Source organism: Rahnella sp. RFA10(1/100) (genome assembly GCF_004195115.1).
Classification (GTDB): Bacteria; Pseudomonadota; Gammaproteobacteria; order Enterobacterales; family Enterobacteriaceae; genus Rahnella; species Rahnella perminowiae.
Genome location: NZ_SEWR01000007.1, coordinates 219,149 through 233,917, shown reverse-complemented (window position 1 = coordinate 233,917; position 14,769 = coordinate 219,149). Strand labels below are relative to the sequence as shown.

The window sequence follows — 14,769 nt, the reverse complement described above, 5'->3', positions numbered from 1 at the left end:
GAATATTGCCTTAATTCTCTGTCTCAATAATTATCTCAAAATCAGACGTTAGAATTATTATTTTGGGGTATGGGGAATTATGGCAACTCTTGATGACATCAAACAGCCGGTTGAACAGCCGCGCATCGGGCATACGCTGATTGAAGATGCGCTGGCGATCATTATCGGTACACTGATGGTCTCTTTTGGCGTGGTGATGTTGCGGCAGGTCGGCGCACTGACCGGCGGCACGGCAGGAATGGCATTTCTGGCACATTACGTCACGCAGGTTTCGTTCGGTACGGCCTTTTTTATCATCAACTTACCTTTCTATTATCTCTCTTTTCGTCGTATGGGTTTGCCGTTCACGCTGAAAACGTTTGCCGCTGTTGCACTGGTTTCCGTCTTCTCCGATCTGCATCCGCTTTTCGTGCACTTTGATCATCTTCAGCCATTCTACGCGACGTTGTTTGCTAACGTGATTATGGGCATCGGCTTTATTGTGCTGTTCCGTCATAAAGCCAGTCTGGGCGGCGTGAACATTCTGGCGCTGTTTCTGCAGGACAAATACGGTATCCGTGCCGGTAAACTGCAAATGGGTGTGGACTGCTGCATCGTGCTGGCATCGCTGTTCGTGGTGAGTTACGAAATGCTGATTGCCTCGGTGCTGGGTGCGGTGATTGTGAATCTGATTATCGCGATGAATCACCGTCCGGGGCGCTACAGCGTCTGACGACATGGATGAAAATGACGCAGGGTTCAGAGACCTGCGCCATTTTTGTCAGTACATCGGCATAAATTATGCGCCGAAGCCGCCGTCAATCGTCAGGTTTGCACCGGTGATATAACCCGCTTCAGGGCCGGAAAGATAAGCCACAAAGCTGGCGATTTCACTGTCTTTGCCGTAGCGGTTGAGCGCCATATAAGAACGCATGCCATCAGCCATTTCGCCGTCAGCCGGGTTCATATCGGTATCGACCGGGCCGGGTTGGACGTTGTTCACGGTAATGCCACGCGGCCCTAAATCCCGTGCCAGACCTTTGGTCAGGCCGACGATAGCTGATTTGCTCATGGCATAAACAGCACCACCCTGGAATGGCATGCGATCGGCATTGACGCTGCCGATGGTGATGATGCGTCCGCCGTCAGGCATATGGCGCGCAGCCTGTTGGCTGGCGACAAAAACGCTGCGCACATTGATGGCGATGGTACGGTCGAAATCATCCATCGTCAGCGCATCGATTTCGCCGAACGCCAGCACACCGGCGTTATTGACCAGAATATCGATTTTACCGAATGCTTTCGCCGCGCTGTCGATGGCGGAGCGGACGCTACTTTCATCGGCGCTGTCGGCTTTAATCGCCAGCGCTTTGCCACCGCTGGCTTCGATAGTTTTCACCAGCGCCTGCGCTTTATCTTCAGATGAGACATACGTGAAAGCCACGCTGGCACCTTCGCGGGCCAGACGCTGAACGATAGCAGCACCGATGCCGCGTGAACCGCCCTGAACAAATGCGGCTTTACTTTGCAATGCGTATTGAGTCGTCATATTACGGTACTCCGGATGGATGAGGTGATGGTTTGATCGTAGCTCATAGCAGCAAATCAGAATCTCAGGTGAACGGCCGGTTTGATATGCAATACGTGCCCGAAAATTGCCAACATAGTTGTCATCTTTTTTAACGAACTTTGATAGTCTGTGAAACAGTTGTGATGCGCCGGCTTACCGGACGTGGATCGCAGCGCCACTCAACCCAACCCAGGAGATGTATACCGTGTTCCAACATGTCGATGCCTATGCCGGTGACCCGATTTTGTCGCTGATGGAAAGCTTCAAGACCGATCCGAGACAAGATAAGGTAAACCTGAGTATCGGTCTTTATTACGACGGGCAGGGTATTATTCCGCAACTGGCGGCGGTGGAAAAAGCCGAGCAACAACTGAATGCCGGGCCGCAGGCCGCGTCAGTCTATCTGCCAATGGAAGGGTTACCTGCGTATCGTGCAGGTATCCAGGCGCTGCTGTTTGGTGCCGGACATCCGGCGCTGAAACAACAGCGTATCGCGACTATTCAGACCGTCGGCGGTTCCGGTGCACTGAAAGTTGGCGCTGATTTCCTGAAGTTTTATTTCCCGAATTCTGAAGTTTATGTGAGCGATCCGACCTGGGAAAACCATGTGGCTATCTTCAGTGGCGCAGGTTTCAAAGTGCATACTTATCCTTACTTTGATCCTGAAACCTTGGGAGTAAATTTCCCGGCGATGATTGACCGCCTGAAAAGTTTACCAGCGCAAAGCATCGTTCTCCTGCATCCGTGTTGTCACAACCCGACCGGTTCTGACCTGACGCCAGCACAGTGGGATCAGGTGATTGAAATCACCAAACAGCGTGAGCTGATCCCGTTCCTCGACATCGCTTATCAGGGCTTTGGCGCGGGCATTGACGACGACGCCTACGCTATCCGCGCGATGGCCTCTGCTGGCGTTAACTGCTTTGTCAGTAACTCCTTCTCGAAAATTTTCTCCCTGTACGGTGAACGTGTCGGCGGCCTGTCTGTGGTCTGCGAAGACAGCGATGCGGCGGGACGTGTGCTGGGTCAGCTGAAAGCAACCGTGCGCCGTAACTACTCCAGCCCGCCAAGCTTCGGTGCAAAAGTCGTTGCAGAAGTTCTGAGCGACAGCGCCCTGAACGCCCAGTGGAAAGCGGAAGTCGAGAGAATGCGCATCCGTATTCTGGAAATGCGCCACACCCTGGTCGACAGCCTGAAAACGGCCTTACCGGGGCGTGATTTTGGCTACCTGCTGCAACAGCGCGGTATGTTCAGCTACACCGGTTTCAGCGAAGCGCAGGTTGTCCGTCTGCGTGAAGAGTTTGGCGTTTACCTGATCCTCAGCGGCCGCGTCTGCATGGCCGGTCTGAATCACCATAACGTCAGGCAAGTGGCTGAAGCTTTCGCCGCGGTCCAGTAAATCCCCGTCATATTTCGGGCTGCGGATGCGTTGGTTGCGCTCATTCACCCCGGTCACAGGGTACGCTTAAAGGCCGACAGAAATGTCGGCTTTTTTATTCCGCCGTGCTGACTTTGATGACTTCTACCTGATGGTTTTTCAGCACTTTGAGCAACCCGGCGGCCGGAAGTTCGTCAGTGAACAGCGCTGTGGCTTGCGAGATATTGCCGATTTCGACCGCTGCAGAGGCATGATATTTGGTATGGTCAGCGGCCAGCAGAATATGACGTGAATGCGCCATCATGGTTTTCACCACGCTGGCTTCGTTGACGTCGAACTCCAGCAGGGCACCGTCGCTTTCAATAGCGCCGACACTGGTCACCAGATAGTCGGCACGGAATCCTGCAACAAAAGCCGTGGCGGCAGGGCCGATAATTCCGCCATTGTGCGGACGCAGTGTTCCGCCCGGCACCATCACTTCAAAGCGCGGATTCTTATACAAGATATGTGCGACACGCAGACAGTTGGTGATAATCCGCAGGCGGTTATGATTGAGCAGCGAATGGGCGACCTGCTCGACCGTGGTACCGATGGTGATAAACACTGTCGAGCCGTCAGGAATGTAATCAGCGATGGCTTCCGCAATGGCTTTTTTCTCTTCCGTCCAGGAAATCTCGCGCTGTTCGAAGGCGGTATTAACCACACTTGACGCACGCCCCGCACCGCCGTGATGGCGCGTGATCAGCCCCTGATCGCTGAGTTTGCGGATATCGCGGCGGGCAGTTTGGGTCGAGACATCCAGCAGCGCCGCCAGCTCTTCAATGTTCATGTAACCGCGCTCGGCAATCAGTGCGAGCAGTTGATCGTGGCGCGGATTGCCGGTCAGTTCAGTAAGACTCATGGATACATCCTTCAAAATGAGCGTCTGAGTCGTATTCTATACAGAAAGTGACAAAAAAGACCGGGTCTGATCACAGTCAGGTATCCCCGCGCGGCCACCAGGCTGTGTACATTTCAGTGCCGCGACCCCGCTGGCAAAGCGAACCGCTTCGGCAGGCAAGGCGTCCTGAGACAGACTGACCGCCAGTGCGCCATGAAAAACATCGCCTGCGCCGGTTGTGTCTACGACATTAACGGCGAAGCCCGGCTGATGATGCAGCCTGTCATTTTCCAGCCACAGACAACCTTGCCCGCCCTGTGTGACATAGACATGACCCTTTGTGAGCGTTTTGGCTTTGGCTAATGCAGAACCGGCGTCAGATTTTCCGGTCAGCCGTTGTAAACCCGGAGCGGAAAACGCGGCGTGATCGCTTAAAGCGACTAAATCGGCGATATCTTGCGGCGTCACATCGGCATCCAGCACCGTCATTACACCCACCTGACGCGCCAGCGTAAATGCCTGTTTCGCTCCCTCATGCCAGCGCACATCTGCCAGCACCACATCCCACTGTGAAAAATCGATAGCCTGTAACCATGTGGCACAAGCGGGCAAATCCGGGCCGGGATAATTGATAATGATCCGCTCACCGTTGTTGTCCACCAGAACGGCGGATTGCGACGAGCTGGCGCCTTCCACGCGGCGGACGTACCGGGTATTTACCCCCAGGGAGTCCAGCTCCGTGAGCAGCCGGTTTCCGGTATCGTCATCACCCACACGGCCAATAAAATCCACCTGCGCCCCCAGCCGGGCTGCCGCAACGGCTGCCGTAGCGGCGGGACCGCCGCCCACTTCATGATATTTTTCAGCGACATATTTTCCCCCTCCCGCAGGCAATTCTTCAACGTAATAGATCCGGTCCATTACGGTAATCCCGACACAGGCAATGCGAATCATGGCTATTCCTTAAGCGTATTTTGATGAGGTTATTTTAATTTAGCCAATTGTTAAAAAAGTGATGGCTGTCAATTTTTTGACTTTAAATTACAAATACGATCAAAAAACGACAAATAAAGACACCGCTGATTATCAAAAAGTGACATGTCTGATCAGCACAAAGGAGAGACGCATGGCAAATGTGGCATTTATTGGTCTGGGGCAAATGGGCGCTCCGATGGCGGCCAATCTGGTTAAACAGGGGCACCGGTTAGCGGTGTTCGATCTCAACCCGCAGGCGGTACAGAAGCTGGTACATCAGGGCGCATCGGGCGTTAAGAGCGCGGCAGAGGCGGCGCAGGGTGCGGATTTTGTTATCACCATGCTGCCCAATGGTGATCTGGTACGCGAGGTTCTGTTTGGCCCTGAGGGGGTCTGCGAAACCCTGAACCCGTCGGCACTGGTTATCGATATGTCGACAATTCACCCGTTACAGACCGACAAGCTGATTGCTCAGATGCATGAAAAGGGCTTCAGCATGATGGATGTGCCGGTGGGCAGAACCTCTGATCATGCAGTGGCCGGGACTTTACTGCTGCTGGCGGGCGGTACGCCTGAACAGGTTGAACGCGCAACGCCGGTGCTGATGGCGATGGGGTCTGAACTGATCAATGCGGGCGGGCCGGGCAAAGGGATCCGCGTCAAGCTTATCAACAACTACATGAGCATTGCCCTGAATGCGCTCTCCGCTGAAGCCGCCGTGCTGTGCGAGGCACTGGATCTGTCTTTCGATGTGGCGCTGCAGGTGATGAGCGGAACACCGGCCGGAAAAGGCCACTTCACCACGTCATGGCCGAACAAAGTGCTGAAAGGGGATGTGTCACCCGCTTTCATGATTGACCTCGCCCATAAAGATCTGGGTATTGCGCTGGATGTCGCTAATCAGCTGCATGTGCCGATGCCGCTCGGTGCGGCTTCCCGTGAAGTATACAACCAGGCACGCGCCGCAGGACGCGGACGTCAGGACTGGACGGCCATTCTTGAGCAGGTGCGCACCAGCGCCGGTCTGACACAAAAAATACATCCGTAACGCCTTAACCAAGGAAAGTTGAATGACTCACTACAGCCTTAACGATATCACCCGTCCGTCCGGCGGATTCGCCATGCTGGCGGTCGACCAGCGTGAAGCCATGCGTTTAATGTTCGTGGCCGCCGGCGCGAAAGCTCCGGTTACCGATCAGGTGCTGACCGATTTTAAAGTCAATGCCGCGCGGATTTTATCGCCGTACGCTTCTGCAATTTTGGTCGATCAGCCGTTCTGTTACCGCCAGATTGTTGAGCAGAATGCCATCGCGCAAAACTGCGCCATGATTGTGGCGGCTGACGAATTTATTCCGGGCAACGGCTTGCCGGTGGACAGCGTGGTGATCGACAAAAGTGTAGATCCGCAGGCGGTCCGGGAAAACGGCGGCAAGGCGCTGAAATTACTGGTGTTGTGGCGCAGCGATGAAGATCCGCAACAACGTCTGGAGATGGTGAAAACATTTAATCAACGCTGCCATGCGCACGGTCTGCTGAGCATTATCGAACCGGTGGTCAGGCCGCCTCGCCGTGGCGATAAATTTGACCGCGAACAGGCGATTATTGATGCCGCGAAAGAACTCGGTGACAGCGGCGCTGACCTTTATAAAGTCGAAATGCCCCTTTGCGGGCGCGGTACACAGGCCGAACTGCTGCACGCATCACAACACCTCAATGAACACATTCATATGCCGTGGGTGATCCTCTCCTCAGGTGTTGATGAAAAACTCTTTCCGCGCGCAGTCAGCGTCGCCATGACGGCAGGCGCCTCCGGTTTCCTGGCCGGCCGTGCAGTCTGGTCATCCGTGGTCGGTTTACCGGATACCGAACTTATGCTCAGGGATATTTCCGCGCCGAAATTGCAGCGTCTGGGCGAGATTGTCGACGACATGATGGCCCGCCGCCGCTAACGAAAGGAGTGGAAAATGAAATGGTTTAACACGATGAGCCACCACCGCTGGCTTGAACAGGAAACCGACCGGATCTTCGAATTTGGCAAAAATGCCGCTGTCGCCACCGGCTTCGGCTGGCTGGGTAATAACGGACAAGTCAGGGCGGATATGGGGACCCATTTGTGGATCACCGCCCGCATGTTGCATGTGTATTCGGTTGCCGCAGCCATGGGGCGTCCCGGAGCGTATGCGCTGGTGGATCACGGGATCCGCGCCCTTAACGGCGCACTGGCGGATAAACAGTACGGCGGCTGGTACGCCTGTGTAAACGATGAGGGCGTGGTGGATGCCTCGAAGCAAGGTTATCAGCATTTCTTCGTTTTACTGGGCGCGGCCAGCGCCGTCACCACCGGCCATCCGGAAGCCAGAACGTTACTCGATCAGGCTATCGGTGTGATCGAAAAATACTTCTGGAGTGAAGATGAACAGATGTGCCTCGAGTCGTGGGATGAAGCGTTCAGCCAAACCGAAGCTTATCGCGGCGGCAATGCAAATATGCACGCCGTCGAAGCTTTCCTGATTGTCTACGACGTTACGCACGAGCGGAAATGGCTGGATCGCGCACTGAGAATTGCCTCGGTGATCATTCATGACGTCGCCCGTCGCGGCGAATACCGGGTCAATGAGCATTTTGATACGCAGTGGAACCCGATCCGCGATTACAACAAAGATAATCCGGCGCACCGTTTCCGTGCTTACGGCGGCACGCCAGGGCATTGGATCGAATGGGGCCGCCTGATGTTGCATCTTCATGCTGCGCTGGAAGCCCGTTTTGAAACGCCTCCGGCCTGGCTGCTGGAGGATGCAAAAGGGTTGTTCCACGCCACAATCCGCGATGCCTGGGCACCGGACGGCGCAGATGGTTTTGTCTATTCCGTCGGCTGGGACGGGAAACCCATTGTGCGTGAACGTGTGCGCTGGCCGGTTGTTGAGGCGATGGGCACCGCGTATGCCCTGCATTGTGTTACCGGCGAAGCGCAATACGAAACCTGGTATCAGACCTGGTGGGACTATTGCGTGAAGTACCTGATGGATTACGAAAATGGTTCATGGTGGCAGGAGCTCGATACCGACAATAAAGTCACTACCAAAGTCTGGGATGGCAAACAGGATATTTATCATCTCCTGCATTGTCTGGTGATCCCGCGTCTGCCGCTGGCACCGGGGCTGGCACCTGCCGTGGCCGCCGGACTGCTGGACATCAATGCAAAATAAAAATCACGGAGACCATCATGAGTACCCTACAAAATAAAAATACTCAGATTGAATTTACCGCCGGTAATAATGAATTTTCGCTGATTTATCAGCAGCGCCTGATTTTACGTCATACCGCGCAAGCACCCTGTTTATGGATTGGCGGCGGCGAAGCGGATATCGCTATGTTTCGTGGCAATTTCAGTATTAAAGATCGCCTGAATGAAAAGGTTGCGCTGACGGATATCACCATCACCGCTCAGGCTGCGGGGTGGCAAGTGCGTTTCAGCCGTGGTGGTACGCTCAGCGCAACGCTGATTATCACCACCGATGATACCGGGCGTTTACAGCTCAACCTGCAAAACGACGACAGCAGGCATAACCGTATCTGGTTGCGGCTGTCGGCGCAGGCAGAAGATCATATTTACGGCTGCGGTGAACAGTTCTCTTACTTCGATTTACGCGGCAAACCCTTCCCGCTGTGGACCAGCGAACAGGGCGTCGGGCGCAACAAACAAACCTATGTTACCTGGCAGGCCGACTGCAAAGAGAACGCAGGCGGCGACTATTACTGGACGTTTTTCCCACAGCCGACCTTTGTCAGCACACAAAAGTATTACTGCCATGTGGAAAACAGCGGCTATATGAATTTCGATTTCAGCGCGCCTGAATACCATGAACTGGCCTTTTGGGAAGATAACGCCACCCTGCGTTTTGAATGCGCCAGCGACTATATCAGCCTGCTGGAAAAACTCACCGCGCTGTTAGGCCGCCAGCCTGAGTTGCCGGACTGGGTGTATGACGGCGTGACGCTGGGCATTCAGGGCGGTACGGAAGTCTGCCAGCAAAAACTGGACGTGATGCGCGAAGCGGGTGTGAAGGTTAACGGCATCTGGGCACAGGACTGGTCCGGCATTCGCATGACCTCGTTCGGTAAACGTGTGATGTGGAACTGGAAATGGAACAGCGAACTGTATCCGCAGCTTGACGCACGTATTCCGCAGTGGAAAGAAGAGGGCGTGCAGTTCCTTTCTTACATCAATCCCTACGTTGCCAGCGACCGGGATTTATGCGCCGAAGCCGCAAAAAAAGGCTACCTGACGCGGGATGCCAGCGGCGGTGATTATCACGTCGAGTTTGGCGAGTTCTATGCAGGCGTGGTGGACCTGACTCATCCGGCGGCCTATGAGTGGTTCAAAAACGTTATCAAAAAGAACCTGATTGAACTGGGTTGCGGCGGATGGATGGCAGATTTTGGCGAATATCTGCCGACCGACACTTTCCTGCACAACGGCATCAGCGCGGAAATCATGCATAACGCCTGGCCTGCACTGTGGGCGAAATGTAACTACGAAGCCCTGCAGGAAACCGGCAAACTCGGTGAGGTGCTGTTCTTTATGCGTGCCGGTTACACCGGCAGCCAGAAATATTCGACGATGATGTGGGCGGGCGACCAGAACGTGGACTGGAGTCTGGACGACGGACTGGCCTCGGTTATTCCGGCGGCATTGTCTCTGGCGATGAGCGGTCACGGTTTACATCACAGCGACATCGGCGGTTACACCACACTGTTCGGGATGAAACGTAGCAAGGAATTGCTGCTGCGCTGGTGCGATTTCAGCGCCTTCACGCCGATGATGCGCACCCACGAAGGCAACCGTCCGGGCGATAACTGGCAGTTTGACGGCGACGCCGAAACCATTGCGCATTTTGCCCGCATGACCGGCGTATTCACTCATCTCAAACCCTATATCCGGCAGGCCGTACAGCAAAACAGCCAAAGCGGTTTACCGGTGATGCGTCCGCTGTTTCTGCATTACGAAGAGGATGCCCGCACGTATACCCTGAAATACCAGTATCTGTTCGGTCGTGATCTGCTGGTGGCACCGGTGTATGAGGAAGGGCGCAGCGACGGGTCTCTGTATCTGCCGCAGGATACCTGGATCAACATCTGGACCGGCGAAACGCATCACGGCGGCGATGTAACGGTGGCCGCACCGTTGGGTCAGCCACCGGTCTTTTATCGTGCAGACAGCGAGTGGGCAGCGCTGTTCGGTGCATTACGTCATATCTGATAAGACTCAGCCGCCGGGGTTGGCGACCACGCCCCGGCGTATGAAGGAGAATCATAATGAGTCAGACAACACCGGAAAATCCCGCGACCCTGCGCCTGCCTTTCAGGGAAAAACTGGCGTACGGCATGGGGGATTTAGGCTCCAATATCCTGCTCGATATTGGCACGCTGTACCTGCTGAAGTTTTACACGGACGTGCTCGGTTTGCCGGGCACTTACGGTGGCATCATTTTTCTGATCGCCAAATTCTTTACCGCCTTCACCGATATGGGCACCGGCATCATGCTGGATTCACGGCGTAAGATCGGCCCAAAAGGCAAATTCCGTCCCTTCGTATTGTATGCCGCGTTTCCGGTCACCCTGCTGGCGGTCGCCAACTTTGTCGGCACACCGTTTGAGATAACCGGTAAGACCGTCGTGGCAACACTGCTGTTTATGTTGTACGGGTTGTTTTTCAGCATGATGAACTGCTCCTATGGCGCGATGGTGCCTGCCATCACCAAAAATCCGGACGAGCGTGCGTCGCTTGCGGCCTGGCGGCAGGGCGGTGCCACACTGGGACTGCTACTGTGCACTGTCGGTTTTGTGCCGGTAATGAATCTGCTCGAAGGTAATGCGCAGCGCAGTTATATCTTTGCCGCGACGCTGTTCTCGCTGGTGGGTTTGCTGTTTATGTGGCTGTGTTATGCCGGAGTGAAAGAGCGTTATGGCGAGGCGCAGCCTGCAAATCAGACGCAAAAACCGGGGCTTTTGCCGTCATTTCGCGCCATCGCCGGTAACCGTCCTTTGTTCATCCTGTGTATCGCCAATCTCTGTACGCTGGGGGCGTTTAACGTCAAGCTGGCGATTCAGGTGTATTACACGCAGTACGTGCTGAACGACCCTATTCTGCTCTCCTATATGGGCTTTTTCAGCATGGGATGCATTTTCATCGGCGTATTCCTGATGCCTGCCGCCGTCAGACGATTCGGCAAGAAAAAAGTCTATATCGGCGGTCTGGCGCTGTGGATCGTCGGCGACATCCTCAACTACTTCTATGGCAGCGGCTCCGTTAGCTTCGTCGCATTCTCCTGTCTGGCGTTCTTCGGTTCGGCGTTCGTCAATAGCCTGAACTGGGCACTGGTGTCCGATACGGTGGAATACGGCGAGTGGCGTACCGGCGTTCGTTCGGAAGGTACGGTTTACACCGGCTTCACCTTCTTTCGCAAAGTCTCACAGGCACTGGCAGGATTTTTCCCCGGCCTGATGCTGACGCAAATCGGCTATGTGCCCAATGTTGTGCAGTCGGCGCACACGCAGGAAGGGTTGCGTCAGTTGATCTTCATTTATCCCTGTGTGCTGGCGGCAATCACCATCGTGGCGATGGGCTGTTTCTATAACCTCAACGAGAAAATGTACGTGCGCATCGTTGCGGAAATTGAACAGCGTAAGCAGACGGCATAGTGCATTCACTGTAACAGCGCCCTGCGGGGCGCTTTGAGGATTGCCATGAAGGATTTTCATCACCCTGATCCGCTGACATTGCGGGAGAAGTGTGCCTATGGAATGGGCGATTTTGGCTCGAACCTGATGTTGTGTATCGGGACGCTGTATCTCCTGAAATTTTATACTGATGAGCTGGGCATGCCGGCGTTTTATGGCGGCATCATCTTTCTGGTGGCGAAGTTTTTCACCGCGTTTACCGATATGCTGACCGGCGTGTTACTTGATTCCCGTCGTCATATTGGAGCCCGGGGTAAGTTCAGGCCGTTCATTTTATATGCCTCCGTGCCGGTCGGGCTGGTTGCGACGGCGCAGTTTATGGCGAATGATTTCGGTCTGCCGGTAAAAACGGCACTCGCCACTGTCCTGTTTATGTTGTTCGGCTTGTTCTACAGCCTGATGAATTGTTCTTACGGCGCGATGGTGCCGGCTATCACCAGAAATCCGCATGAGCGGGCGCAGCTTGCCGCCTGGCGTCAGGGCGGTGCCACACTCGGGTTGCTGCTGTGTACGGTCGGGTTTATGCCTGTCCAGGCGTTGCTGGGCAATTCCCCTTCGGTGGGATATTTCTGTGCCGCGCTGATTTTTGCCACCTGCGGTATTCTGTGTATGGGCTGGTGTTATCGCGGCGTCAGGGAGCGTTACGTCGGGATTACGCCTGCGGAACATAAATCCGGGATCCTGCGGTCATTTCGCGCCATATTCCGTAATCCGCCGTTACTGGTATTGTGCCTCGCCAACTTGTGTACGCTGGCGGCGTTTAATATCAAACTGGCGATCCAGGTGTATTACACGCAGTACGTTCTCCACGATATTCATCTGCTGTCATGGATGGGTTTTTTCAGCATGGGCTGCATATTGATTGGCGTGTTTCTGGTACCGGGTTGTGTGAAACGCTTCGGCAAAAAGCAGGTATACCTGGGAGGATTATTGCTGTGGGCAACCGGCGATATACTTAACTTCTTTTGGGGAAACAGTTCGTTAAGCTTTGTGTTGTTTTCCTGCATGGCATTCTTTGGCACCGCATTTGTCAACAGCCTGAACTGGGCACTGGTACCGGATACCGTGGATTACGGCGAATGGAAAACCGGTATTCGTGCCGAAGGCTCGGTGTATACCGGTTATACCTTTTCACGAAAAATATCTGCCGCGCTTGCCGGTTTCCTGCCGGGAATTATGCTGACGCAAATCGGTTATATCCCGAATGCGGTGCAGGGCAGCGCGACCTTACTCGGTTTACGCCAGTTGATCTTTGTCTGGCCCTGCTTACTTGCCATTACCGCCGCCATCATTATGGGCCTCTTTTATAAACTGAACGAAGCACGCTTCGCGAAAATAATTGAGGAAATCGCTCAGCGCAAAAAAGATAACGAGCCTGAAACACCGGCTGAAAAAAGCAATCTTTCCGCCGTCATACAATAAAAAAGCAGGTCGCCACGATGAACGGATAATGGGGCGGCCTTTTTCATCTTTACGGCTCTTTACGTCTCCCGCCTTTATTTTTCGCCATGTTGTTGCACACTTACTACAGTTGAATTTACGGCTGAAAGGATGTGGAAAGTATATGTGGCATCAGCAAACTATTACGCTCGGCGCGAAAGCGCGGGGTTTCCATTTGATCACCGATGAAGTGGTCAGCCAAATTGAGCGTCTGCATGAAGTACAAACCGGGCTGGTGCATTTATTTATTCAGCACACTTCAGCGTCGCTGACGCTGAATGAGAACTGTGACCCGACCGTGCGCTACGACATGGAACAACATTTCATGCGTACCGTGCCGGAAAACGCGCCCTACGAGCATGACTACGAAGGCCGCGATGATATGCCGGGTCACATTAAGTCATCGCTGTTAGGTGCATCATTAGTGCTGCCCGTTTCCCGGGGAAGGTTGCTGCTTGGCACCTGGCAGGGGATCTGGATGGGCGAACATCGGATCGACGGCGGACAACGCCGGATCGTCATCACGTTACAAGGAGAAATCCAGGCATGACCAGTTCAGAATTGCTGACCTACTGCATGGGGAAACCCGGTGCGGAGCAAAGTGTTGAAAATCAGCGCGGCGCAAATCAGGTAAAAGTGGGCGATGCGATGTTCGCCATGGTGTGTGAAATCGACGGTCGCGAGGCCATTTCGCTGAAAGCCAGCCCGGAGCTGGCAGAGCAATTACGTGCAACACATCCGGATATCGTGCCGGGAGATCATCTCAACAAAGCACACTGGAATACGGTATTCCTCGACGGTTCGCTGCCCGATTCCCAGTTTTATTATCTGATCGACGGCTCTTATGCGTTGGTGGTATCCGGTCTGCCGGAAGCGATACGTCAGGAAATCGGCCGCTGATTGTCCGGCCAGTTGCCGCTGTTAAGTGTTGAGGGGGAGAAGTCTGCCGCCTCAGCCCGCCATGGCAGTGCGCCACGAAAGCGCCACGCGCGTGTGATGTCCAGACTCCAGTAACGTTCTGCGCCCGCAGGCCCTGGAATATCTTCCGGGTGCCAGTGGATCTGCGTGTGTCCCTGAAGATGCAGCACATCACCGTTCTCAAAATCGATAAACAGCAGTGCCGCACGCGGTTCTGCCAGTAAATTCCCCAGCGTATTCATATAACGGTTACCGCGAAAATCAGGCACCCACAAACGGTTTCCCACCAGATGCGCAAACCCCGGCTGACCGCCGCGATGTGACATATCGGCACCGCCGTGTGCGTGGCTGGCGATAAAAAACGTATCGGCACGGGCAATCAGTGAGCGGGCATCAGCATCCGGTTCGGACATATCTTCCCGCGCAGGCAGCGGCAAACTGACGGGTACATCGGCCAGTTTGCGAACCTGAATATACTGCGGACAATTGCCAAAACTCTGATCGACGACGATCTCAATGCGGTTTTTATCCATGCGCCCGATCCTGCCGTTCACACGGTTACGCCGCCGGTTGGAAAAATCGATCCCCAGCCCGCCGATCTGTTTCCCCGGTTGTAAGGCGGCCAGCGCCGGATCGTCATCCCGCCGCGGTGTATTGATCCGCAAATGCGACGCGTCCGGCGTACGGATAAACCCGGCGGGGCCGGTCAGCAGAGTCGCCACCGGCCAGCCGTGGTCATCCAGCGTCGAGATAAACAAATACGGTAGCGCGGCGAAAAACAGCCGGTGCTGTTCCGGCATCGCATCGCGGATGCCGTGTGCGGAAACGTCAAACCCTGCCATGTCCTGCGCCAGGATTTCGTCTGCATGGAAGGGGTTATTCATCGTC

14 protein-coding genes are annotated in these 14,769 nt (G+C 54.6%); 10 read left to right on the top strand and 4 right to left on the bottom strand.

What is annotated here, in order from left to right; all coding sequences use genetic code 11:
• Positions 1-79 precede the first annotated feature (79 nt).
• Entirely contained in the window at positions 80-712 is a 633-nt protein-coding gene (locus ETV65_RS19925; RefSeq protein WP_129954819.1) for a YitT family protein, read from the top strand.
• 66 nt (positions 713-778) lie between these two features.
• On the opposite strand, the gene ETV65_RS19920 is transcribed toward ETV65_RS19925, so the two are convergent.
• Positions 779-1,528: a 3-oxoacyl-ACP reductase family protein gene (locus ETV65_RS19920; protein ID WP_129954818.1), complete on the bottom strand. Its 750-nt coding sequence runs from the start codon at positions 1,526-1,528 to the stop codon at positions 779-781.
• 226 nt (positions 1,529-1,754) lie between these two features.
• On the opposite strand from ETV65_RS19920, the gene ETV65_RS19915 reads away from it, so the two are divergent.
• Complete coding sequence (locus tag ETV65_RS19915; RefSeq protein ID WP_129954817.1) at positions 1,755-2,948, top strand: amino acid aminotransferase; 1,194 nt, start codon at positions 1,755-1,757, stop codon at positions 2,946-2,948.
• A gap of 94 nt (positions 2,949-3,042) precedes the next feature.
• Here the strand turns inward: ETV65_RS19915 and ETV65_RS19910 are convergent, their stop codons facing one another.
• Complete coding sequence (locus ETV65_RS19910) at positions 3,043-3,828, bottom strand: DeoR/GlpR family DNA-binding transcription regulator (protein ID WP_129954816.1); 786 nt, start codon at positions 3,826-3,828, stop codon at positions 3,043-3,045.
• Between the two features lie 36 nt (positions 3,829-3,864).
• On the bottom strand, positions 3,865-4,761 hold the full coding sequence (locus ETV65_RS19905) for a sugar kinase (RefSeq protein ID WP_129954815.1): 897 nt from the start codon (positions 4,759-4,761) through the stop codon (positions 3,865-3,867).
• A gap of 61 nt (positions 4,762-4,822) precedes the next feature.
• On the opposite strand from ETV65_RS19905, the gene yihU reads away from it, so the two are divergent.
• The 8 genes from yihU to ETV65_RS19865 all read left to right on the top strand — a co-directional run bounded on the left by yihU (position 4,823) and on the right by ETV65_RS19865 (position 13,863).
• Entirely contained in the window at positions 4,823-5,830 is a 1,008-nt protein-coding gene (gene yihU / locus ETV65_RS19900) for a sulfolactaldehyde 3-reductase (RefSeq protein WP_338019986.1), read from the top strand.
• 22 nt (positions 5,831-5,852) lie between these two features.
• Entirely contained in the window at positions 5,853-6,731 is an 879-nt protein-coding gene (yihT, locus tag ETV65_RS19895; protein WP_129954813.1) for a sulfofructosephosphate aldolase, read from the top strand.
• 15 nt (positions 6,732-6,746) lie between these two features.
• On the top strand, positions 6,747-7,988 hold the full coding sequence (gene yihS / locus ETV65_RS19890) for a sulfoquinovose isomerase (RefSeq protein ID WP_129954812.1): 1,242 nt from the start codon (positions 6,747-6,749) through the stop codon (positions 7,986-7,988).
• A 17-nt stretch (positions 7,989-8,005) separates the two neighbouring features.
• Positions 8,006-10,042 carry an alpha-glucosidase gene (locus ETV65_RS19885; protein WP_129954811.1) on the top strand — a complete coding sequence of 679 codons (2,037 nt, stop codon included), beginning with the start codon at positions 8,006-8,008 and terminating at the stop codon, positions 10,040-10,042.
• 56 nt (positions 10,043-10,098) lie between these two features.
• The gene (locus ETV65_RS19880) at positions 10,099-11,484 is read left to right on the top strand and encodes an MFS transporter (protein WP_129954810.1); all 1,386 of its coding nucleotides are present in this window, start codon (positions 10,099-10,101) and stop codon (positions 11,482-11,484) included.
• Between the two features lie 45 nt (positions 11,485-11,529).
• Complete coding sequence (locus ETV65_RS19875) at positions 11,530-12,945, top strand: MFS transporter (RefSeq protein ID WP_129954809.1); 1,416 nt, start codon at positions 11,530-11,532, stop codon at positions 12,943-12,945.
• Between the two features lie 142 nt (positions 12,946-13,087).
• On the top strand, positions 13,088-13,513 hold the full coding sequence (locus tag ETV65_RS19870; RefSeq protein WP_129954808.1) for a secondary thiamine-phosphate synthase enzyme YjbQ: 426 nt from the start codon (positions 13,088-13,090) through the stop codon (positions 13,511-13,513).
• A complete protein-coding gene (locus tag ETV65_RS19865) occupies positions 13,510-13,863 on the top strand; it encodes an MmcQ/YjbR family DNA-binding protein (protein ID WP_129954807.1) in 354 nt (117 codons plus the stop codon). Before ETV65_RS19870 ends, ETV65_RS19865 begins: the two co-directional genes overlap by 4 nt.
• Here the strand turns inward: ETV65_RS19865 and ETV65_RS19860 are convergent.
• Positions 13,845-14,765, bottom strand: coding sequence for a pyridoxamine 5'-phosphate oxidase family protein (locus ETV65_RS19860; RefSeq protein ID WP_129954806.1), 921 nt, complete (start codon positions 14,763-14,765; stop codon positions 13,845-13,847). The genes ETV65_RS19865 and ETV65_RS19860 overlap by 19 nt on opposite strands.
• Positions 14,766-14,769: the final 4 nt, after the last annotated feature.